This is a genomic window from Novosphingobium sp. RL4 (assembly GCF_035658495.1).
GTDB lineage: Bacteria > Pseudomonadota > Alphaproteobacteria > Sphingomonadales > Sphingomonadaceae > Novosphingobium.
Genome location: NZ_CP141945.1, coordinates 1393103 through 1414632, shown reverse-complemented (window position 1 = coordinate 1414632; position 21530 = coordinate 1393103). Strand labels below are relative to the sequence as shown.

Here is a 21530-nt window from a genome sequence, read left to right as displayed (position 1 = left end):
TGAACGATGGTTGCCGGTCAGCGGCGATCCGTCAACCGGGAACGCGCAAGATCAACCGTCGTAATCGCCGCCCAGCGAGGTATTGCGGGTCGGAGCCGACGCGGTGATGCGCAGGGCTTCGGCCGACTGGCTGAGCGAACCGATTTCGTCCATCTCGTCGTCGTCGTCGGGCAGAACGCGCTGCATCGAGGTGACCAGCGTTTCCTTGAGGACCGCCGGGGTCACGGTCTGCTCCGCGATTTCGCGCAGGGCGACGACCGGGTTCTTGTCACGGTCGCGTTCGATGGTGAGTTCGGCACCGCCCGAAATCTCGCGCGCACGCTGTGCGGCCAGCAGGACCAGATCGAAGCGGTTGGGGATCTTGTCGACGCAATCTTCGACGGTAACGCGCGCCATGGGCACTCCGTATGAAATCTGGTGGATCGGTAAACGATGGCCCCTAAGCGAACGCCCGCAAGGAGTCAAGGAAAGCGCGCGCTGCTCATTGGGGAACGCCGAGCTGGTCCAGCACGAAAGCCGTCCATTCCGCCGAATCGCGGTAGCGTTCGAACCGGCCCGACTTGCCGCCGTGCCCGGCCTCCATGTTGATGCGGAACAGCAGCGGGTTGGCATCGGTCTTGGTGGCGCGCAGCTTCGCGACCCACTTGGCCGGTTCGTAGTACTGGACCTGGCTGTCCCACAGCCCGGTCGATACGAACAGCGAGGGATAGGCTTTCGCGGTCACGTTGTCGTAGGGCGAATAGCTCAGCATGTAGTCGTAATAGGGCTGGACCGCGGGATTGCCCCATTCGTCGTATTCGAAAGTGGTGAGCGGGATCGAAGCGTCGAGCATCGTCGTCACCACGTCCACGAACGGCACTTGCGCGACGATCGCCTTGTAGTCCTGCGGCGCCATGTTGGCGACGGCGCCCATCAGCAGCCCGCCCGCGCTGCCGCCCATCGCGGCCACCCGGCCCTTCGCCCCGTAGCCCTGCGCCACGAGATAGCGGGTCACGTCGATGAAGTCGGTGAAGGTGTTCTTCTTGTTCAGCAGGTGCCCGTCGTCGTACCAGCCGCGCCCCATTTCCTGCCCGCCGCGAATATGGGCGATGGCATAGACCACGCCCCGGTCCAGCATCCCGATCCGCGAAGGATCGACCGCCGGATCGGTCGAATAGCCGTAGCTGCCGTAGGCATACTGGAACAGCGGGGCAGTGCCGTCTCGCTTCACGCCCCTGGCATGGACCAGCGACACCGGCACCCGGGTTCCGTCCCGCGCGGTAGCCCAGACCCGCTCGGTCACGTATTTCGAGGGATCGTAGCCCGGCACCGGCGTGACCTTGAGCACGCGTTTCTCGCCGGTTCCGGCATTGATCTCGATCGTCGTCGTCGGCGTGACGAGAGAACCGTAAGTATAGCGGACCCAGCGCGAGGACGGCACCCTGTTGACGTCTAGCGCCATCCGGTAGGCAGGCTCGCCGGCCTCGACCGGGATCGATTTTCCGGCATCGGTCAGCAGGCGGATCATGCGGTTGCCGCCTTCGCGCTGGTCGATGGCGACGAAGCCCTCGAACGGCGCGAAATCCTCGATGAAGACGGTGTCGCTGGCGGGAGCGATATCCTTCCAAGCAGCCTCGCCCTTCGCCGCCCCGGCATCTGCAAGGGTCACCAGCTTGTAGTTCTTCGCGCCGCGATTGGTGCGGATCACCCAGCGATCGCCGAGGTGTTCGGCATAGTAGCGGAACTCCTTCTCGCGCGGGGCGATGGTGGTGAAGGCGGCCGGGGCGGGCGAGGCCGCAGGCGCGCAGCGCTGCTCGTCGCTGACGGTGCTCTGCACCACCACGCAGACGTATTTGCTGTCCCGCGTGCGCAGGATGCCCATCTGGAAGGTGTCGTCCTTCTCCTCGTAGAGCAGCCGGTCGCTCGCCGGGTCAGTGCCGAGCACATGGGCCTTCACCTGATAGCCGCGCAGGGTCACCGGGTCCTTGGCGATATAGAGCACGGTGCGCCCGTCCCCGCTCCATACGAGATTCGGCTCCACATTGCCGACGGTGTCGCTCATGACCTTGCCGGTCGCGATGTCCTTGACCCGCAGGACATACTGCCGCCGACCGACGGTATCCTCCGCCCAGGCGACTTTGGTATTGTCGTCGCTCACCGCGAAGTCGCCGAGCGAGAAGAAGCTGTGCCCCTTCGCCATGGCGGGCTGATCGAACAGCACCTGCCAGGCGCCGGTGGTCCCCGCCTTGCGGCGTTCGTTCACCGGATAGTCCGCGCCCGCGGCGAAACGGCGCGCATAGGACCAGCCGTTGTCGTCATAGGGAACGGAGCTGTCGTCCTGCTTGATATGCGAGACGGTCTCTTCGTAAAGCTTCTGCGCCAACGGCTTGAGCCGCGCCATCTGCGCATCGGTCCAGGCGTTTTCGGCGGCGAGGTAGGAGAGCATCTCGGCGTTCTTGCGGGTATCGTCGCGCAGCCAGTAATAGTCATCCTCGCGCGGGCCGCCGGGAGAAGGCACCTGATAGGGCTTCTTCTCCGCAACCGGCGGCGCTGTCGGCACGCTTTGCGCAAAGGCGGGCATGGCCGCCAGAGCCGCGCTCATGACCGTCAGGCCCGAAAGGAACTTCGACCGCATCGCCCATACCCCCTGCAACTGGAAGCCGGATGCTATCGGGCCGATGCGATCTTGGAAAGGCGCGATATCAACGGCGGAAGCAGGTCGCCTCGTGATCGTTTATCACCCCCGTTGCCTGAAGCCAGGCATGGACCACCACCGGCCCCACGAACGAGAAACCGCGCTTCTTCAGCGCGGCCGAAAGCGCGTCTCCGGCGGCGGACCGGGCGGCGCTGCCGGTGCCGTCGCCCTTCTGCGGCGCATCGCCCACGAACGACCAGACGAACCGCGAGAAGTCCTCGCCCTGCTCCTGCATGGCCAGGAAGGCACGCGCGTTGCGGATGGTCGCCTCGATCTTGGCGCGGGCGCGCACGATACCGGCATCGCCCATCAGGCGCGCGATCTCGGCAGGGCCATAGGCGGCGATGCGTTCCGGCTCGAAATCCTCGAAAGCGGCGCGGAAGGCCTCGCGCTTGTTGAGGATCGTGCGCCAGGACAGGCCCGCCTGGAAGGTGTCGAGCACCATCTTCTCCCAGAGCGCGCGGGAATCGCGGATCGGCACGCCCCATTCCTCGTCGTGATAGGCCTGCATGCGGGCATCGCCCTGGGCCCAGCGGCAGCGGTGGATCGTATCGGTCATCGGGCTTTCCGGAATGTGAGGTTGTAGCGGCACGGGCCGGTGAGAGGATGCGTGCCCCGCTCCACGCTGTCCACCCCGTGGAACACCATGCGCGAAGGCCCGCCCCAGACTACCACGTCGCCATGCAGCACCCGGTGGCGGCGCGGGCGATCGCTGCGGGACAGGCCGCCCCACAGAAACGTGGCGGCCTGTCCCAGCGAGACCGAGACGATCGGCGCCGAATGGTCGCGCTCGTCCATGTCCTGGTGGAGCGAGAGCTTCGTCTCGGCGTCGTAGCGATTGACGAGGCAGGCGTCGGGCACGAAGCCGGGATAACCCGCCTGCGCCGCCGCGCCCGCGGCCAGCGCCAGGAACCGGGGCGGGATCGCCGGCCAGGGCCGGTCGGTCCGCGGATCGATGGCCTGATAGCGATAGCCGCGCCGGTCGCTCACCCAGCCGGTCTCCCCGCAGTTGAACATGGCGACCGAGAGCCTTCCGCCGCTGCGGGTCTCCATGTGGCGAAATCCCGAAACGGCGGCGAGGGCCGGAATTTCGCCGATCAGCGCTTCCGCTTCGGCCAGCGCGAAACCGCCGAGCAGCACCGCGCCCGGGCCGAGATCGATGCGGCTGCGCGTGTCGGCGACGAGGTCAGGCTGCATCGTGGAAAATGATCCCCAGCGTATGGCGCCTCCCTGTGCGCAGTTTCGAGACGCCATGCCGCATCACCACGCGGTAATCCCCGCGCGATCCCTTCTGCGGGCGCTGGTTCACCGCGAAGACCACCCCGTCCCCCTTGCCCAGCGGCACCACGACCGGACGCGACTGCATTCGCGGGCGCTGCTCGGTCAGGACCAGTTCCCCGCCGGTGAAATCCCGCCCCGGAGAGGACAGCAGCACCGCCACCTGCAAGGGGAAGACATGTTCGCCGTAAAGGTCCTGGTGAAGGCAGTTGTAATCGCCCGGGCCGTATTGCAGCAGCAGCGGCGTGGGTCGGCGCTGGCCCGCCGCATGGCAGCGCGCCAGGAATGCGGCATGATCTTCGGGAAAACGGGTGTCGATCCCCATGCGCTCGTGCCAGCGGTTGGCCACCGGCGCGAGGGCGGGGTAGAGCGCGGCCCGCAAATCCTGCACCAGCGGCGGGAGCGGATAGGCGAAGTAGCGGTATTCCCCCAAGCCGAAGCCGTGACGCGCCATGTGGACATGGCTGCGGAACCGGTCGGAAGGGCCATAGAGCCCGGCCACGGCATCGCATTCCGCCTCGTCCAGCAGGCCGGGCAGCACGGCCCAGCCCTCATTATCCAGATCGGCGGCAATGGCCTGCCAGTCAATGCTATCGGTCTGCCTCATCGCAGCGGACCTAGCGCGCCGATCCGCCGCCTGTCACTCCGAAGCTTGCGATCAAACCGGATGCCAGGAACCCCTGCCCCCACTGGAGAAGGGAACAGGGGTTCTGGTTGGGACCTTCTGTTGCTCCGCTCCGGCCTAGCGGCGCGTTACTTCGGCGATCACCGCCTTGCCGCGCTGCACCGCCTGCGGCAGCCTGACCTTGCCGGACTGGATATCGTCGGCGAGCCCCATCAGCCGCTCGCCGCTGGCAGAGCCGGTTTCGGCCACTTCTGCCACGGAAACGCCCTTGTCGCGGGCGATCGCCTCGTCCCAGTCGGTGCGGATCGCGGCCCAGTAATCCTTCGTCGCCGCCCAGTAGCTGTCGGCCGCGGCCAGGCTGACGCTGTCGTCGCGCACATAGCTGTTCAGCACCGATTCCTGCACGAAGGGCACGATCCTGCCATCGGCGGAACCCGGTTCAGGCCCCTCCTTGATATTGTCCTGCCAGTGAATCCACCCGGCGGGGCTCGGCGAATGGCGGTTGATCGCGAGATAGCGGTCATAGGGCGGCTTGCGCACGGCATCGCGGCGGGCAAGCGGACGCCAGGTCCAGTTGCTGCGCCAGCGGCGCACCCCGCCTTCCTCGGTCCACTGCCCCCAGCCGCCATAGCGCGGGGAATCGTCCGTCTGCCACACCGTCTGCGACCAGCGCCCCTTGCGGAAGGCGGCGGGCACGGCCTCGACGTTCCAGCGCCCCTTCCCCGCGTAGACCAGCACGCTTTCCGGCTCGTACGTCCAGTCCTGCCGCCAGTGCTTGATGACCATCTGCTTGCCGTCGCCCTCGTCCACCACGAGCAGGTGCTGCAGCACGATGCGCCGCCCGCTGTCCTCGATCACGCGAACCGCTTCGTGCCCGCCCGAGACCTTGCCCGGAATCGGCGTGTAATCGGCGCGCCATGGCGTGGTCTCGCGCATGTCGAAGGTGACCTTGTAATTGCCCGCCATGGCAAGGATCGCAGCACGGTCCGCATCGAACGCCGCAGCCTCCGCCTCCGCCGAACGCCCGGCGACCGGCCCGTCCGCCATGGCAGGTCCGGCAAGGGCCAGACCGCCGGCCAGGGTCGCCGCGAGCAGCGCCGACTTGAGCATCATTCTCTTCATCTTCTTCGTACCCTCTTCGCAAGCGAGCGAGCAGCAGACCCCGCCGCCAGGCGAAGATCCGGCCCCTCACTGCATCGACGCTTGGGAACGCGGCAATTCCGGCACGATCGCCGGAGCGGGCGAACCGGATCAACGCCCTGCATCGATATTTGATAGTGATTTGATAATGATTCGCAGAAGCGATTTATCGAGAGGAACGCGCTCCCGTCAACCATGCCGGAAGATTTGCCGCTCAGGCGAAGCCCGCAAGCCGCAGGAATTGCGCAAGGCCGCCATTGGCGGCGCTTCCCAGCCGCACCAGCGCATTCGCGCCCAGCAGCGGGGCCAATGCGGCGCTATCGCTGCCGCCCAGCAGTTCGATGCGCCGCCCGGCGCCCGCGTTATCGGCAAGGCGCGCGAAACGCAGGCGTTCGCAGCCCGCTTCCCCTGCCGGATCGCCCAGCTCCGGGCAATCGGTCCAGCTTATGGCCGCGCCCAGCCCCTGAAGCGCGAGCAGGGCCGGAACCAGGAACAGCTCCGCCGCCGCCAGCGCCGCCACGGGGTTGCCGGGCAGGCCCATGACGAAACGGTCATCCCCAAGCCGGCCGAACCAGAACGGCTTTCCCGGCCGCATCCGCACGCTCGGCACCAGGACCGACAGTCCCAGCCCGCCAAGGGCCGCGCGCACCCGGTCATGCCGCCCACCGGACGCACCGCCGATGACGACGAGGATCTCCGCATCGGCGCGGCGAAGGCGCGCGGCGATCGCGGCATCGTCATCCCCCGCAATGCCAAGGTCCAGCACCGCCGCGCCGACCTGTCCCAGCCTTGCGCAAAGCGCGGGCGACAGCGCATCATAGTTCGCGGCGGCATGTGCCATTGCACCGGGAACCACGAGTTCGTCCCCGGTGGCGAGCAGCGCCACACGCGGGCGGGCGCGAACCTCCACTTGCGCGGTACCCGAGGCGGCCAGCCGCGCGATATCGAAATGATCGATCCGCTTGCCCGCCGCCAGCAGACGGTCGCCCTGCCGGAAATCACAGCCGCGCGGCCGGATATCGCGCCCGCTCACGCATTCGCCGATGGAAAGCACGGTGCCGAGCTGACGTCCCTGCTCGCGCCGCACGAGGGCATCGGCGCCGCCGGGCATCATCGCGCCGGTGGAGACATGAACCGCCTCGCCCGCCTGCAATTCGCCCTGGAACGCGTGGCCGGCGCGGCTTTCGCCGATGACCCGGAACGACGTCCCGCCACCTTCCTGCCCGCCATCATCCCCTCGGCATATCGCCCAGCCGTCCATCGCCGCCGCCGCGAAGCGGGGCTGATCCCCGGTCGCGGCGACATCGCGCGCGGCGATCCGGCCAAGACCCGCGCCCAGCGCCACGGTTTCGGTCCTGCCCGGCCCGCCCAGCATTCCGGTCACTACGGCATGGGCATCGTCTATCGCAAAGGATGCGGGCGCCGTCATCAGGCCGGGCAGGCCAGTTCCCGCAGCACGTCCACTGCCACGCGCCGGGTCTCCACGGCTTCGCCGATCAGCAGCAGCGTCGGGTCGTCATCGCTGATCGTGGCGACGAGGAAGGCCAGCGCCGAAAGCTTGCCCCGGATCAGGCGCTCGCTCGGAAGGGACACGTTGACCGCGATCATCACCGGCGTATCGGGATCGCGTCCGGCGGCGATCAGCGAACGGCCGATCTCGCCCGCCGCCGCGCGCCCCATGTAGACGCCGAGTGTGCCGCCCGGCCGGGCCAGCGTTTCCCAGTCCAGCCGCAAAGGCTCGCCCGCCTTGAGATGCGCGGTCACCAGCGTCAGGCCGCGCGCCACGCCGCGCAGGGTGAGCGAGGCCAGCCCGCTCGCCGCCGCCGCGCTGGCGGTGGTGATGCCGGGGCAGATCCGCACCGGAACGCCCGCCGCCGCAAGGTGATCCATCTCCTCCGCCGAACGCCCGAATACCGAGGGGTCGCCGCCCTTCAGCCGCACCACCCGCTTGCCCGCGCGTGCCGCTTCCAGCAGCAGGTCGTTGATCGAACCCTGCTCCTTGCTGTGGCGGCCGGAGCGCTTGCCGACGCTGACCCGTTCCGTCGGCGCAGGGATCAGGTCCAGCACCCCCGGCCCGACCAGCGCGTCGTAGAACACCACGTCCGCCGCCGCGATCAGCCTTTCGGCCTTGCGGGTGAGCAAGTCGGGATCGCCCGGCCCCGCACCCACCAGCCAGACCTGCCCCGGCGCGATGAGGTCCCCTGCCGCCATCACGCCGCGACCTTCAGGCTCTGCGGGTGCGCGATCAGGATACGCTCCCCCTCCATCCGCACCGGGATCGTCGGGGTGCAGCCCTTGTCCTCGCCCTGCGCCTCGCCGCTGGCGAGCGCGATGTTCCAGTTGTGCAGCGGGCAGGCCACCGAATGGCCGTGGACGATGCCCTGGCTGAGCGGGCCCTTCTTGTGCGGGCATTCGTTGACGAGTGCGAAGACCCGGTCGTCTCCGGCGCGGAACACAGCGATTTCCTTTTCGCCCTCGATCTGCACGGTCCGGGCGCCGCGCAGGGGAATGTCGGAGAGGGTGCCGATGTCGATCCAGTCGTTCATGTGCATTACTCCGCTGCAATGGCCAGGGGTTCAAGGTGCTGGTGCAGTTCGGCCTTGTGACCGGCCGCGCGTTCGGCCCAGGGGTCTTCCTGGCTGAAGCTCTGCGAATAGAGGAAGCGGCTGCGCAAGGCCTCGCGTCCGGTGTCGTCCTCGACGATGCGCTGCTTCACATATTCGACGCCGACGCGTTCGATCCACGGCGCGGTGCGTTCGAGATAGCGCGCCTCCTCGCGGTATAGCTGGGTGAAGGCGGCGCAGTAATCGAGCGCCTCCTGCTCCGTGGCGACCTTGCAGAGGAAGTCGGTGGCGCGAACGTGAATGCCGCCGTTGCCGCCGACGTGGAGTTCATAGCCCGAATCCACGCAGACGATCCCGAAGTCCTTGATCGTCGCCTCGGCGCAATTGCGCGGGCAGCCGGAGACCGCGATCTTGAACTTGTGCGGCATCCACGAGCCCCAGGTCATCCGCTCGGTCTTCACCCCAAGGCCGGTGGAATCCTGCGTGCCGAAGCGGCACCATTCGCTGCCCACGCACGTCTTCACCGTGCGCAGCGACTTGCCGTAGGCATGGCCGGAGACCATCCCGGCGGCATTGAGATCGGCCCAGACGGCGGGCAGGTCTTCCTTCTTGATCCCGAAGATGTCGAGCCGCTGCCCGCCGGTGACCTTCACCATCGGCGCGTCGTACTTCTCCACCACATCGGCGATCGCGCGCAGTTCGCGGGGGTTGGTCAGGCCGCCCCACATGCGGGGAACCACCGAATAAGTGCCGTCCTTCTGGATATTGGCGTGCATGCGTTCGTTGACGAAGCGGCTCTGCTGGTCATCCTCGTATTCGCCGGGGAGCGCGCAGAGCAGGTAGTAGTTGAGCGCCGGGCGGCAGGACGAGCAGCCGTCGGGCGTGGACCAGTGAAGCTTCTGCATCACTTCGGGGATCGATTTCATGTGCTGCGCCACGATCTCGCGCCGCACGTCGTCGTGCGTGAAGCTGGTGCACTTGCACATCGTCTTCGGGCCGGACTTGACCTCCTCGCCCAGGGTCAGCGCCAGCAGGCTCTCGACCAGACCGGTGCAGGAACCGCAGCTTGCCGATGCCTTGCAGGTGGCGCGCACGGCGTCGAGGCTGCAGGCGCCGCCGGCGATCGAGCCGACGACCTGCCCCTTGGAAACGCCGTTGCAGCCGCAGACCTCGGCATCGTCGGAAAGCGCCGCCACCGCCGCCAGCGGGTCCGCCGTGCCGCCCGAGGCGAAGGCCTGCCCCAGGATCAGGAAGTCGCGGATTTCCGAAACGTCCTCCCCCTTCTTCAACAGGTCGAAGTACCAGTTGCCGTCGGCCGTATCGCCGTAGAGCACCGCGCCCACGACCTTGCCGTCCTTCACGACGACGCGCTTGTAGATCCCGCGCGAGGCGTCGCGCAGGACGATGTCCTCGCAGCCCTCCCCGCCCGAGAAGTCACCGGCCGAGAACACGTCGAGCCCGGCGACCTTGAGCTTGGTCGACGTGACCGAACCGCGATAGCCGCTGTGGCGGTCGGTCAGGCCATCGGCGAGACTGCGGCACATGTCCCAGAGCGGCGCGACAAGGCCGTAGACGTTCCCGTCATGCTCGACGCATTCGCCCACCGCGAGCACGGCGGGGTCGCTCGTCACCATGTGATCGTCGACCCTGATGCCGCGCCCCACATCCAGCCCGGCGCCGCGCGCCAGTGCCGTGGAGGGACGAATGCCCACCGCCATGACCACGAGGCTGGCCGGGATTTCGCGGCCGTCCTTCAGGCGCACGCCCTCGACTTTGCCGTCGCCCAGGATTTCGGCGGTATCGGCGCCGGTCAGGATGGTCTGGCCCCGTGCTTCGAGCGCGCTCTTGAGCAGCCAGCCCGCCGCCTCGTCCAGCTGGCGCTCCATCAGGGTGGGCATCAGGTGGATCACGGTGACCTTCATCCCGCGCAGGGTCAGGCCGTGCGCGGCCTCGAGGCCGAGCAGCCCCCCGCCGATCACCACCGCATCGCCGCCCCTGCCCGCGGCTTCCAGCATCAGGTCCACGTCGTTCATGTCGCGGAAGGAGATGACGCCGGGCAGGTCCTTGCCGGGAACCGGGATGATGAAGGGATCGGAACCGGTGGCGATCAGCAGCCGGTCGTAATGGACCTTGCGGCCCGACCGCGAGGTGACGGTCCTGCCCGCACGGTCGATCGCGGTGACCGGGTCCGACGTGACGAGTTCGATGCCGTTCCCGTCATACCATTCGCGGGTATTGATGACGATCTGGTCGAAGGTCTTCTCTCCCGCCAGCACCGGCGACAGCATGATGCGGTTGTAGTTCACATGCGGTTCGGCGCCGAAGATGGTGACGCGGTAGCGCCCGGCATCGCGCGCCAGCAGTTCCTCCACCGCGCGGCATCCGGCCATGCCGTTGCCCACCACCACCAGATGTTCGCGCACATCGTCGGAGGGCACGATCAACGTGCTCTCATAGTCCGCAGAAGCTTCGATCCCGTCCTGAAATTCCATGCCCGCGTCTCCAGAAATTCGAAGGAGAAAAAGAAAAAGGCCGCCATCCGGACCCTCGGTTCGAAAACCGAAAGTCTGGATGGCGGCCTTGCCATCGTTTGCGCTTCTGCGGCCCTTCAGTGGATCGCATCGGCTATGTTTGGTTGGGACAACGTCGTCCCTTGCACTGCACAATAAACGGAATCGCCCGAACGCTCAAGCGATTCCGTAAACGGTGGCGATCAGATCGCCCAGTCCAGCTGAATCCAGTACTTGTCGGTATCGACCGCCATCTGGCGGGCGTCGTAATGCGCATAGCGCAGCGCGATCGTCGTCCTGGCGACCTTCGCACTCGCGATAATATCCACTTCGTTGCCGTAGTGCTGGTCCAGGCGGTCGCTGTCGAAGCGGTGCCAGGTTCCCTGCAGGGCGACGGCGGAGAGCGGCCCCAGTTGCTTCACGCCGTAACCGCCGCCGAAATAGAGATCGCGCAGGCCGTTCGCAGGCGTCGTCAGGAACTTGTCCGTCCAGCCCTGGAACTTGAAATTGGTGCCGAGCGGGACCTGGAAGCTGGTCAGCGCGGTACCATCGGCAGCGCCCAGCACTTCATAACCGGCGTTGAGCTTCCATCCCTTCACGTCCAGCACCGCATCGGCCAGCCAGTAGTCGGCATGGTAGCTGTTGGGATTGTTGTGCCAGTCGTACTGGCGGGCATAACTTGCCTGCCAGGACAGTTTCGCCGCCTTGCCGAAGCCGTGGCTGCCCACGAAACGCCCGCCATAGGTCTGGCTGGACAGGCGGAACCCCTGCACCGCCGCTTCGTCCTGATCCACCAGATAGGCAAAGCCGGTGAACGTGCCGACCGGCGTCGCATAGGACAGGTTGGCGAAGACATTGTCCCCGCTCACCGCCTGCTGGCGGGCGCCATGTCCGTCGATGCCCCAGATCGTGCGCACGCTCCAGGCGTAGGACACATCGAGCTTCAGGCCCTTGAGCGGGGTGAGTTCGGCGCGCACGGCATCGAAAGTCTGCGCGTTGTCGCGAAAGCCGGCGTTGCCGATGAACCGCTCGTCGTCGAGCGCGATCTTCTGGCGGCCCGCGGTCAGCGTCACGCCCTTCGCCTTGTACTGAAGCTGGGCGACATAGAGCGCGATGTTCTGCGGATCCGATACCTGCGGACGGATCGCGGCGCCGTTCAGGCCGTCGTAGTAATGGTCCACCACCGCCAGCGTGCCTTGTCCGACGACCGTGGCGCTGAAGGCCCCTGTCGTCGCCGTGGCGCCGCCGCGAACGCGCAGGATCACGGCATCGGCGGCCGGGTCGATGTCGTCCTGATCGACATGTTCATAACGGGCCCGCGCCTCGACGATGGGCTTCAGGTCCACTTCCTCGGCATGGGCGGACCCGGTAGCGGCCAGCGCGGCCACCGTTCCAAACAAGTATCGCATTGAACTGATCTCCTGGGGGGCAAGGGTCAGCGGCGTCCAGACCAGCCTGTCCGAACGCCGCGATGCACTCCCATTATATGCGGGCGGCGGTCTTCCAGGTCGCGCGCCAGCGAGACTTGACCAGCGCCACCGAGGCGAGCGCGGCCAGCGCAAGGCCCGCGAAGATCAGGAAGCCCGGCGCGAAACTGCCGGTCATCTGCTTGGCCAGGCCCAGCGAACTGGCGAGATAGAACCCGCCGATCCCGCCTGCCATGCCGACAAGGCCCGTCATCACGCCGATCTCGGCCTGGAAGCGCTGCGGCACCAGTTGGAAGACCGCGCCGTTGCCGGTGCCCAGCGCCAGCATGGCCATCACGAACATGCCGAGCGCGCCCGGCAGGCTGGTGGCATTGGCAACCCCGGAAAGCGCCAGCGCGGCGACGAGGTAGACCACCATCAGCGCCTTCACGCCGCCGATCCGGTCAGCCAGCGCACCGCCCATGGGCCGCACCAGCGACCCGGCAAAGACGCAGCCCGCCGTGCAGTATCCCGCGACGATCGGGGTCAGGCCGAACTGGTCGGTAAAGTAGATCGGTAGCGAGGCGGCAAGGCCCACGAAACCGCCGAACGTCACGGCATAGAAGCCCATCAGCCACCATGCATCGGCCTGCCGCAGCGGTTCGAAATAGTCGATCAGCTTGCGCGGAGCCGGTGCGTCGGGGGCATCCTTCGCCATGACCATGTAGGCGACGAAGACCAGCGACAGCGGGATGCAGGCAAGGCCGAGCACCGCATTCCAGCCGAACATCTTGGCCAGCATGGGCGCGAAAAGCGAAGCGAGCACGGTGCCGGAATTGCCCATGCCGGCCAGCCCCATGGCCTTGCCCTGGTGCTCGGGCGGGTACCAGCGGCTGGCGAGCGGCAATGCGATCGCGAAACTCGCGCCCGCAAAGCCGAGGATCACGCCGAGCGCCAGCGTTCCCGCAAAGCTGTTCACGCCTGCAAGCCATGCGGAAAACAGCCCGGCGATGACGATGATCTGGCTGATCGCGCCGGAACGCTTGGGTCCGATCCGATCGACGAGCAGGCCGTTGACCACCCGCAGCAGCGCCCCGGCGAGCGTGGGGGTGGCCACCATCAGGCCCTTTTCCGCCGGGGTCAGCGCCAGCGTCTTCGAAATTTCCGGGGCCAGCGGCCCGAGCAGGACCCACACCATGAAGGCGAGGTCGAAATAGAGAAAGGCGGCGATCAGCGTGGGTGCATGACCGGCCTTCCAGAAGCTGGTTGTCGGCGCGTCGACCGGCGCATTCCCGGCCGTCTCGGCCTCTCCATCACGTTTCCAGTAAGCGGTTGCCATCGTAGGTCCCCCATAAACGGACACGAAAAAAGCCGCAGGCCGGACGTCACCCTCTGGTGAGCCCGGTCAGCGGCTTTGCTGCGAATATCGGTAAGGATGGCGCCCCGCCCTTGGAGCAGCGCATCCGAACATGGTCACGCTACATCGCGTGAGGCCTGTATCATCAGGCGATTCGCTTCATGTTGCAAGGCACAATATTCGCCGCCCGTGATCATCGCCGCATGAATGCGCGCAAGGGTGGCGCCGGAGAAGCGCAAGTCCATCAATTCAGATGGATTTTCCGCAAGGGCGCAATCGCCGCCGCTGGAACGAACCGGTCAATCCGGCTTCGCGAAGCCCGCAAGATAGTCCTCGATCCGTTCGGGATCGAACACGCGCCCGTCGAAGAAGCTGTCCGGCCCCAGCGTCAGGTCGCCCTGACGCGAGCCCACGGCGAGCGGCGCCGCCACCGCGCCTTCCAGCTTCATGCTGGCGCCCGGCATCGGCATGTCGCTGCCCGCCAGAGCGCGGCGGAACACGTCCGGACGGAATACCGCCCCCGCCCTCGCCGCATTCTCGGGCGTATGTTCGACCATGCCCCAGCGCGCGAGTTGCGAATAGATCCACAGCGCCTGGCTGCGCCAGGGAAACGGCGTCGCCTCGCGCGAGAACAGCATGAAATCGGGATTGGAGATCGGCGCATCCCCCGCCCGCGCGACGATCTGCCCGGTCAGCGCGCGCTGGATGAGATCGGCCGGCTGGTCGAGATAGCGGGGATCGGACAGCAGGTGCGCCAGCGCATCGTGGTTCTCCGGCGCATCGCACCACGCGGCGGCCCGCGCCAGCGCGCGCAGCAGCCGGTCGACGGTTTCGGGGTTCTCTTCCAGCCAGTTCTGGCGGAAGGCGAGCACCTTTTCCACGCCGCGGCGCCAGATCCGCTCCCCCACCGCCACGGTTTCGGCAAGGCCCGCCTCGATCGCGGCGCTGCCCCAGGGCTCGCCCGCGATGAAACCGTCGATCTCTGCCGCCAGCAGCGCCTCCACCATCAGCGAGGGCGGCAGCACCCGCAGCACCACGTCCCGGTCGGGATCGACGCCTGCGCTCGCCAGCCAGTAGCGCAGCATGAGCGCATGGCTGGAGAAGCGATGGACCACGCCGATCACCGGCTTGCGGCGCCAGAGGCCGATGGCCCCGGCGAAATCGTGCGCCGTGCCCAGCGGATCGGCGAGGCGGCTGGCCGGATCGGGATAGAGCGCGGCGGCGAAATCCTTCGCCATGACCAGCATGTTGCCATTGACGCCCAGCTTGTAGGGCGCGGCAAGCGCGGCGGGCTGCTGGCTGAGCCCCAGCGTCACCGCGACGGCGAGCGGCGCCAGCATGTGCGCGGCCTGCACCTGCCCATAGACCAGCCGGTCCCGCAAGGTTGCCCAGCTCGTCGTGCGCAGCAGGTCCAGCGCGAGCCCTTCCTCCTCGGCAAACCCTCGTTCCCGCGCGGCGGCAAGCACCGCCACGTCGTTCAGCGGCAGGAAGGCGATGCGCAGGTCCGTCGTCATATTCCGCCTCCCAGCAGGTCGCTGGCGGTGATGAGCGCCTGCGCCACGTCCACGATCTTCTTGCCCTGGTTCATCGCACCCGAGCGCAGCAGCGCATAGGCTTCCTGTTCGGAGAGGCTGCGCTGCGCCATCAGGATCGACTTCGCCCGGTCGATCACCTTGCGGTCGGACAAGGCTGTGCGCGCCTCGTCCAGTTCAGCCTGTATCCGTGCGAAGGCATTGAAGCGCCGCACCGCCAGTTCGAGCACCGGCTTGACCCGTTCCTTGCGGAGCCCGTCGACGACATAGGCCGAAACCCCGGCATCGATGGCCGCACCGATCATCGCCTCGTCCGACTGATCCACGAACATGGCGATCGGCCGGGCGAGCGCGCGGCTGACGGTGAGCATCTCCTCCAGCGTGTCGCGGCTGGGGCTGCCGAGGTCCATCAGGACGACATCGGGCGCCATCCGCTCAAGCCGGGCCACGAAGGCGCCGCGCGGCGGAACGATGTGAATGTCGTCATAGCCCGCATCGCGCAGGCCCTCCTCGAGAACCGTCGCGCGCAGCCCGCTGTCGTCGATGATGACGATTCTCATCGATTCCCCAATTTGATCGAACCCGTGCCCGTGTTTCCCCGCACATCGCCGAGAGCCGGTGCCGCGTCAATCGCCGTCCACCGGCCGTTGACGCGGCTCGCGCCTTTTCCTAGGCCGCCGTGACATCTTCAACCCACGGGGTGTCCTGGCGCTGTCAGGGCTGAGAGGCGGATCGGGGCCGTTCCCAGTCCGCAAACCCGCGAACCTGATCCGGCTCATACCGGCGGAGGAATAGGGACATGCACTGCTGCGGCTCGATGACTTTCGCCTTCACGCCGGGCGCCATCTTCAAGGACGAAACGCCATGAGCTTCTGCGACGCCATCTGGGACGAGGTCGCCCCGCTGCGCCGGTCGATCCTCGCGCATCCGTTCCTTGCCGAACTGGCGGGCGGCACGCTGGAGGCGGAGAGCTTCCGCCACTACATCGTGCAGGACAGCCTCTACCTTGCCGAATATGCACGCGTGCTGGCCATCGCGGCCGCCCGCGCGCCCACGGCGGCGGGCCGGCTGGAATTCTCGGACGGTGCCAAAGTGGCGGTGCAGGTCGAGGAAGCGCTGCACCAGGCGTTCTTCGCCCGGTTCGGCGTAACGGCACAGATGGCACAGGACAGCGAAGCGACGCCGGCCTGCCTCGGCTACACCGGCTATCTCGCCACCCTTGCCGCCACGCGCAGTTACGAGGAACTGATCGCGGGCATCCTGCCCTGCTTCTGGGTCTACTGGGAAGTCGGCTGCGACATCAAGCCGCGCGCTGCCTCGCCCAATCCCTATGCGGCATGGATCGACACTTACGCAGCCCCTTCGTTCGGCGAGGCGACCGCGCGCGTGCGCGCCCTGGTGGACGAAGCCGCCGCCAACGCCGCCCCCGCCACCCGCGCCGCCATGGCCACCGCATTCCGCAATGCCACCCGCTTCGAATGGATGTTCTGGGATTCGGCCTATCGCCGCGAGGGCTGGCCGATCTGACGGTTAAGGTCCGGCCTCAGCTCTCGCCGCGCGGTTCGCGGCGCCGGATCACCCAGGTCGCGCAGCCCAGCAGCACCGCCGCCACGCCCAGCGCCGGCAGCGGCCCGGGGCGCGCGATCAGGCAGAACGAGACGAAACCGATGGTCATCCCGGCAAGGGAGGCGATCTTGGCCGGGCGCGGGATCGCCCGCTCCGCCCGCCATGCCCGCAGCCCCGGTCCGAACCGGGGATGATTGAGCAGCCACGCCTCCAGCCGGGGCGAGGACCGCGCGAAGCAGGGCAGCGCCAGGATCATGAAGTCGGTGGTCGGCAGCAGCGGCACGAAGATGCCGATCACCCCGATCCCCACCAGCAGCAGCCCCAGCGCCATCCACGCCAGCCGCGCCGGACGGCCCCGCCGCAGGATCTCGTCGGAGGGCGCCCACACCGGCTGCGGAGACTGGACCGAAGTGGACTGGACCGAAGCGGACTGGACCGAAGCGGACTGGCCCGAAGCAGCGGGCGCCGCGGCAGCCGGATCGGCCGTTTCAGGCGGGGGCGACAGGGTGGAAGAGCTATTCGGCACGGATCACCATGGGCCCGTGCTATCGCAGTTGCGACTAATTCTCAACAGCACAATGGCTTGTGCCGTCAGATTTCAAGCTGGCTGCCCAGTTCGATCACGCGGTTGGTCGGCAGCTTGAAGAACTCCATCGCGCTCTGCGCATTGCGGACCATCGAGGCGAAGAGCTTTTCCCGCCACAGCGCCATGCCGGGTCGGCTCGACGGAATAAGCGTCTGGCGCGAGAGGAAATAACTGGTTTCCATCGGCTTGAACGGGCCGCCCGCGCGGTGCTCGGCGGCAAGCGCGGCGGGAATGTCGGCCTCGTCCATGAACCCGTAGCGCAGGACCATCCGGTAGAATCCCTGCCCGAGATCCTCGACATCGCAGCGATCCTCGGCGCCGACGTGCGGCACCCCGCGATTGGCGACGGTAAGGATCACCACGCGGTCATGGAGGATATGGTTGTGCTTGAGATTGTGCAGCAGGCCCGGCGGCACCCCCTCGACAGAGGAAGCAAGAAACACCGAAGTGCCCGCCACGCGCCTGACCCGCTCGCCCACCGACTTCAGGAAGACCTCGATCGGAATCGAATCCTCGTGCAGCCTCTCGCGCACGAGGCGGCGGCCGGTCGCCCAGGTGGTCAGCAGGGTGAAGACCACCGCCGCGACCAGCAGCGGGAACCAGCCACCATCGGGTATCTTGGTGACGTTGGAAGCGAAGTATAGCCCGTCGATGAAGAGGAAGCCCAGCGTCACCCCGCCGGCCACCAGCGGGTGCCATTTCCACACGGTGAAGGTCAGCACGCCCAACAGGCAGGCGGTGATAAGCATCGTCCCGGTCACCGCGATCCCGTAAGCCGCCGCCAGGTTGCCGGAACTGCGGAAGCCCAGGACCAGCAGGATCACCATCACCAGCAGCGCCCAGTTCACCAGCGGCACGTAGATCTGCCCCACTGCCTTGGCGCTGGTGTGCAGGATCTTCAGCCGCGGCAGGAAACCGAGCTGCACCGCCTGCTGCGAAACCGAGAAGGCGCCCGAGATCACGGCCTGGCTGGCGATGATCGTTGCCATCGTCGCCAGCGCGACGAGCGGCAGCCGCGCCCAGTCCGGCGCCATGAAGAAGAACGGATTGCTGATCGCCTCGGGATTGCGCAGGACCAGCGAGGCCTGTCCCAGGTAATTGAGCAGGAGACAGGGAAAAGCGACGTAGAGCCAGGAGATCGAGATCGCCTTGCGCCCGAAATGCCCCATGTCCGCATAGAGCGCCTCGGCCCCCGTCACCGCCAGCACCACCGATCCAAGCGCGAGGAAGGCGAGCTTGGGGTTCACCATGAAGAACTCCACCGCATGGTGCGGGCTCAGGGCCGACACGACCTCGGGCGCCCGCGCGATCGAGGCGATGCCCAGCGCCGCCAGCACGAGGAAATAGACGATCATGATCGGCCCGAACAGCTTGCCCATGGCGGCGGTGCCGTGGGACTGGACCGAGAACAGCCCGATCAGGATCACCACCGCGATCGGCACGACGAACGCGGAAAATTCCCGGTTCACCACCGTCAGCCCCTCCACCGCCGACAGCACCGAAACGGCGGGCGTGATGATCGCATCGCCGTAGAACAGGGCCGTGGCGATAACGCCGAGCATCGCGATCAGCGGGCTCCAGCGGTTCTTGCCGATCTTGCGCCCGATCAGCGCCAGAAGCGCAAGGCTGCCGCCCTCGCCGTTGTTGTCCGCGCGCAGGATGATGAAGACGTACTTGATCGTGACGATCAGCATCATCGTCCAGAACATCAGCGAGATCACGCCGAACATGTGCAGGCGGTCCACCACCAGCGGGTGATGGCCGATGAAGCTTTCCTTCAGGGCATAGAGCGGCGAGGTGCCGATATCGCCGAAAACGACCCCGATCGCGCCGATCGACAGCGCCGTGAGGCTTTCATTGGGGGCATGGTGCCCGGAAGTCTCGCTCATGATGCCGGCGCCTAGTCCCACGCGCGCGAGGGCGCCATCACCTTTATGCTTTCTTTATGCGGCGGGCACAATTCCCCGTGGAACCTTAACGCCCTTCGCGCCCACTTCGCCTTCCGTCCACCACTGACGGGAGGCCTTGCGCCATGCCGCATCGATTGCCGGGAGAGCCCTGGTCCAGAGAACGCCTGGCGCGCCTGCGCGCCGGCCAGCGGTGGTGGCCGGCCGAGATCCTGAGCCGGATCGCGGCGCTGGGACTGCTGGCGGTGTTCTGGCGCCTGGCCCTGCTCGAGCACCGGCTGTCGCTGACACCGGCGCCTCACCCGCCCTGCGCCGCAGACCTCCTCGCCTGCCTTGGCATGGTCGCGCTTCTCGTGAGCGGCCTCGCGCTCGGCATGGCCGGGCCGGGGCTCCTGCGCGAGGTCGAGCTGCCCGGCCATTTCTCCGCGCGCGGCGACTTTTCCATCCCACCGAGGAGCTGATCCGATGAACGATATCGCCTGGCTGGCCATTCTCGCCGGCCTTTTCCTCCTGACGCTGGCCTTCGCGCGCCTCTGCGAAAAAGCCTGAGAGACCCGCCATGAACCTGCCGCTGCTGCTTGCCGGGCTCACCACCCTGGGCCTGCTGATCTATCTCCTCGCCGCGCTCCTGCGCCCCGAACGCTTCTGACGGAGGCCGCGCCATGACCACCGGAATGACATTGCCGGGCTGGACCCTGATCCTCCTGTTCACCGCGCTGGTCGCGGGCCTCGCCAAGCCGATGGGGCTCTGGCTCTTCGCGCTTTACGAGGGGCGCCGAACCCCGCTTCACCGCGTGCTCGGCCCCGTCGAGAACGGCTTCTACCGGCTTGCCGGGATCGATCCGAATGCCGAGCAGGGCTGGCGCCGTTACGCCCTGCACATGCTGGCGTTCAACCTCGTCCTCCTGCTGTTCACCTACTGTGTCCTGCGCCTTCAGGACGTGCTGCCGATGAACCCGCGCGGCCTTGCCGCGATAGGCGCGGACGGCGCGATGAACACGGCGGTGAGCTTCACCACCAATACCAACTGGCAGTGGTATTCGGGCGAAGTCGCGATGTCGAACCTCAGCCAGATGCTGGGGCTGACCATCCATAACTTCCTGTCCGCCGCCACCGGCATCGCGGTGGCCTTTGCGCTGTTCCGCGGATTTGCGCGGCGCGAGGCGAAGACGCTCGGCAATTTCTGGGCCGACTGCACGCGCGTCACGCTTTACCTGCTGCTGCCCGCCTGCCTGGCCTATGCGCTGTTCCTGATCGCCAGCGGCGTGCCGCAGACGCTGTCGAGCATGGTCGACACCACCTCGCTGGAAGGCCTGCGCCAGTCCATCGCGCTGGGCCCGGTCGCCTCGCAGGAGGCGATCAAGATGCTCGGCACCAACGGCGGCGGCTTCTTCAATGCCAATTCCGCCCACCCGTTCGAGAACCCCACGGCCCTGACCAACCTGGTGCAGATGCTCTCGATCTTCGCGCTGGGCGCCGGCCTGACGTGGTGCTTCGGCAAGGCGGTGGGCGACACCCGCCAGGGCTGGGCGATCCTTGCGGCGATGCTGGCGCTGTTCCTTGTCGGCGCCGGGGTGACATACTGGCAGGAAGCCGCGGGCAACCCGGTGCTCCATCAGCTCGGCCTGCCCGGCGGCAACCTGGAAGGCAAGGAACTGCGCTTCGGCATCACCGCCAGCGCCCTGTTCTCGGTCGTGACCACGGCGGCCTCCTGCGGCGCGGTCAATGCCATGCATGACAGCTTCACCGCGCTGGGCGGGATGGTCCCGCTCATCAACATGCAGCTTGGCGAAGTCGTGGTCGGCGGGGTCGGCGCGGGAATCTACGGCTTCTTGCTGTTCGCGCTGCTCTCGGTCTTCGTGGCGGGCCTGATGGTCGGCCGCACCCCGGAATACCTCGGCAAGAAGATCGAGGCGCGCGAAGTCAAGCTGGCGGTGCTCGCCATCGCCGTCCTGCCGCTCTGCATCCTGGGCCTCACCGCGCTTTCCGCCGTCATGCCGGAAGGGCTTGCCGGGCCGCTGAACAAGGGGCCTCACGGCTTCACCGAGATCCTCTACGCCTTCGCCTCGGGCACCGGCAACAACGGCTCCGCCTTTGCCGGGCTGAGCGCCGGGACGCCGTTCTACAACGGCCTGCTCTCGGCGGCGATGTGGATCGGCCGCTTCTTCGTGATCGTGCCGGTGCTCGCGGTGGCGGGAAGCCTCGCGACCAAGAAGCATACCCCCGAAACCGCCGGCTCCTTCCCGACCACCGGCCCGCTGTGGATCGGGCTGCTGGTCGCCGTGATCCTGATCCTGGGCGGCCTCACCTTCCTGCCGAGCCTCGCGCTCGGGCCCATCGCCGATCATCTCGCGATGATCTCGGGCCAACTGTTCTGAAAGCTCC

At 67.2% G+C, this 21530-nt stretch carries 21 protein-coding genes and 1 riboswitch; of the genes, 4 read left to right on the top strand and 17 right to left on the bottom strand.

Annotated features, from left to right (window positions below):
- Positions 1-51: 51 nt before the first annotated feature.
- The 15 genes from rpoZ to U9J33_RS23140 all read right to left on the bottom strand — a co-directional run bounded on the left by rpoZ (position 52) and on the right by U9J33_RS23140 (position 15646).
- Positions 52-396, bottom strand: coding sequence for a DNA-directed RNA polymerase subunit omega (rpoZ, locus tag U9J33_RS23210; RefSeq protein WP_054436240.1), 345 nt, complete (start codon positions 394-396; stop codon positions 52-54).
- Positions 397-481: 85 nt separating this feature from the next.
- Positions 482-2614 carry a S9 family peptidase gene (locus U9J33_RS23205; RefSeq protein WP_420719901.1) on the bottom strand — a complete coding sequence of 711 codons (2133 nt, stop codon included), beginning with the start codon at positions 2612-2614 and terminating at the stop codon, positions 482-484.
- 67 nt (positions 2615-2681) lie between these two features.
- On the bottom strand, positions 2682-3233 hold the full coding sequence (locus tag U9J33_RS23200; RefSeq protein ID WP_324699310.1) for a DNA-3-methyladenine glycosylase I: 552 nt from the start codon (positions 3231-3233) through the stop codon (positions 2682-2684).
- Entirely contained in the window at positions 3230-3871 is a 642-nt protein-coding gene (gene alkB, locus U9J33_RS23195; RefSeq protein ID WP_324699309.1) for a DNA oxidative demethylase AlkB, read from the bottom strand. Before alkB ends, U9J33_RS23200 begins: the two co-directional genes overlap by 4 nt.
- Positions 3861-4559 (bottom strand): 2OG-Fe(II) oxygenase, encoded by a 699-nt coding sequence (locus tag U9J33_RS23190; protein ID WP_054436243.1) that lies wholly within the window; start codon positions 4557-4559, stop codon positions 3861-3863. The genes alkB and U9J33_RS23190 overlap by 11 nt, the downstream gene beginning before the upstream one ends.
- Positions 4560-4694: 135 nt before the next feature.
- On the bottom strand, positions 4695-5690 hold the full coding sequence (locus U9J33_RS23185; protein ID WP_324699307.1) for a DUF6607 family protein: 996 nt from the start codon (positions 5688-5690) through the stop codon (positions 4695-4697).
- A gap of 241 nt (positions 5691-5931) precedes the next feature.
- Positions 5932-7146: a molybdopterin molybdotransferase MoeA gene (locus U9J33_RS23180; RefSeq protein ID WP_324699306.1), complete on the bottom strand. Its 1215-nt coding sequence runs from the start codon at positions 7144-7146 to the stop codon at positions 5932-5934.
- Positions 7146-7928 carry a uroporphyrinogen-III C-methyltransferase gene (gene cobA / locus U9J33_RS23175; protein WP_324699305.1) on the bottom strand — a complete coding sequence of 261 codons (783 nt, stop codon included), beginning with the start codon at positions 7926-7928 and terminating at the stop codon, positions 7146-7148. The genes U9J33_RS23180 and cobA overlap by 1 nt, the downstream gene beginning before the upstream one ends.
- Complete coding sequence (gene nirD, locus U9J33_RS23170; protein WP_185999436.1) at positions 7928-8263, bottom strand: nitrite reductase small subunit NirD; 336 nt, start codon at positions 8261-8263, stop codon at positions 7928-7930. Before nirD ends, cobA begins: the two co-directional genes overlap by 1 nt.
- Positions 8264-8268: 5 nt before the next feature.
- Positions 8269-10773 carry a nitrite reductase large subunit NirB gene (gene nirB / locus U9J33_RS23165; protein WP_324699304.1) on the bottom strand — a complete coding sequence of 835 codons (2505 nt, stop codon included), beginning with the start codon at positions 10771-10773 and terminating at the stop codon, positions 8269-8271.
- Between the two features lie 221 nt (positions 10774-10994).
- Positions 10995-12200 carry an alginate export family protein gene (locus tag U9J33_RS23160; protein ID WP_324699303.1) on the bottom strand — a complete coding sequence of 402 codons (1206 nt, stop codon included), beginning with the start codon at positions 12198-12200 and terminating at the stop codon, positions 10995-10997.
- A 73-nt stretch (positions 12201-12273) separates the two neighbouring features.
- Positions 12274-13536, bottom strand: a complete 1263-nt coding sequence (locus U9J33_RS23155) for a nitrate/nitrite transporter (protein WP_324699302.1) — start codon at positions 13534-13536, stop codon at positions 12274-12276.
- 134 nt (positions 13537-13670) lie between these two features.
- The gene (locus tag U9J33_RS23150; protein WP_279388388.1) at positions 13671-13799 is read right to left on the bottom strand and encodes a hypothetical protein; all 129 of its coding nucleotides are present in this window, start codon (positions 13797-13799) and stop codon (positions 13671-13673) included.
- 54 nt (positions 13800-13853) lie between these two features.
- Positions 13854-15068: an ABC transporter substrate-binding protein gene (locus tag U9J33_RS23145; RefSeq protein WP_054436249.1), complete on the bottom strand. Its 1215-nt coding sequence runs from the start codon at positions 15066-15068 to the stop codon at positions 13854-13856.
- Positions 15065-15646 carry an ANTAR domain-containing response regulator gene (locus U9J33_RS23140; RefSeq protein ID WP_132469701.1) on the bottom strand — a complete coding sequence of 194 codons (582 nt, stop codon included), beginning with the start codon at positions 15644-15646 and terminating at the stop codon, positions 15065-15067. The genes U9J33_RS23145 and U9J33_RS23140 overlap by 4 nt, the downstream gene beginning before the upstream one ends.
- 126 nt (positions 15647-15772) lie before the next feature.
- Positions 15773-15895: riboswitch (TPP riboswitch) on the top strand.
- A gap of 55 nt (positions 15896-15950) precedes the next feature.
- Between U9J33_RS23140 and tenA the strand changes: the two genes are divergently transcribed.
- A complete protein-coding gene (gene tenA, locus U9J33_RS23135; RefSeq protein ID WP_185999431.1) occupies positions 15951-16613 on the top strand; it encodes a thiaminase II in 663 nt (220 codons plus the stop codon).
- Positions 16614-16629: 16 nt separating this feature from the next.
- Here the strand turns inward: tenA and U9J33_RS23130 are convergent, their stop codons facing one another.
- A complete protein-coding gene (locus U9J33_RS23130; protein WP_054436300.1) occupies positions 16630-16983 on the bottom strand; it encodes a YbaN family protein in 354 nt (117 codons plus the stop codon).
- A gap of 260 nt (positions 16984-17243) precedes the next feature.
- Positions 17244-19127, bottom strand: a complete 1884-nt coding sequence (locus U9J33_RS23125; protein WP_054436250.1) for a potassium transporter Kup — start codon at positions 19125-19127, stop codon at positions 17244-17246.
- A 143-nt stretch (positions 19128-19270) separates the two neighbouring features.
- On the opposite strand from U9J33_RS23125, the gene U9J33_RS23120 reads away from it, so the two are divergent.
- From U9J33_RS23120 to kdpA, 3 genes are all read left to right on the top strand, one after another.
- Entirely contained in the window at positions 19271-19606 is a 336-nt protein-coding gene (locus U9J33_RS23120; protein WP_324699299.1) for a hypothetical protein, read from the top strand.
- A gap of 98 nt (positions 19607-19704) precedes the next feature.
- Positions 19705-19794: a K(+)-transporting ATPase subunit F gene (gene kdpF, locus U9J33_RS23115; protein ID WP_324699298.1), complete on the top strand. Its 90-nt coding sequence runs from the start codon at positions 19705-19707 to the stop codon at positions 19792-19794.
- 25 nt (positions 19795-19819) lie between these two features.
- Entirely contained in the window at positions 19820-21523 is a 1704-nt protein-coding gene (gene kdpA, locus U9J33_RS23110; protein ID WP_324699977.1) for a potassium-transporting ATPase subunit KdpA, read from the top strand.
- Positions 21524-21530: the final 7 nt, after the last annotated feature.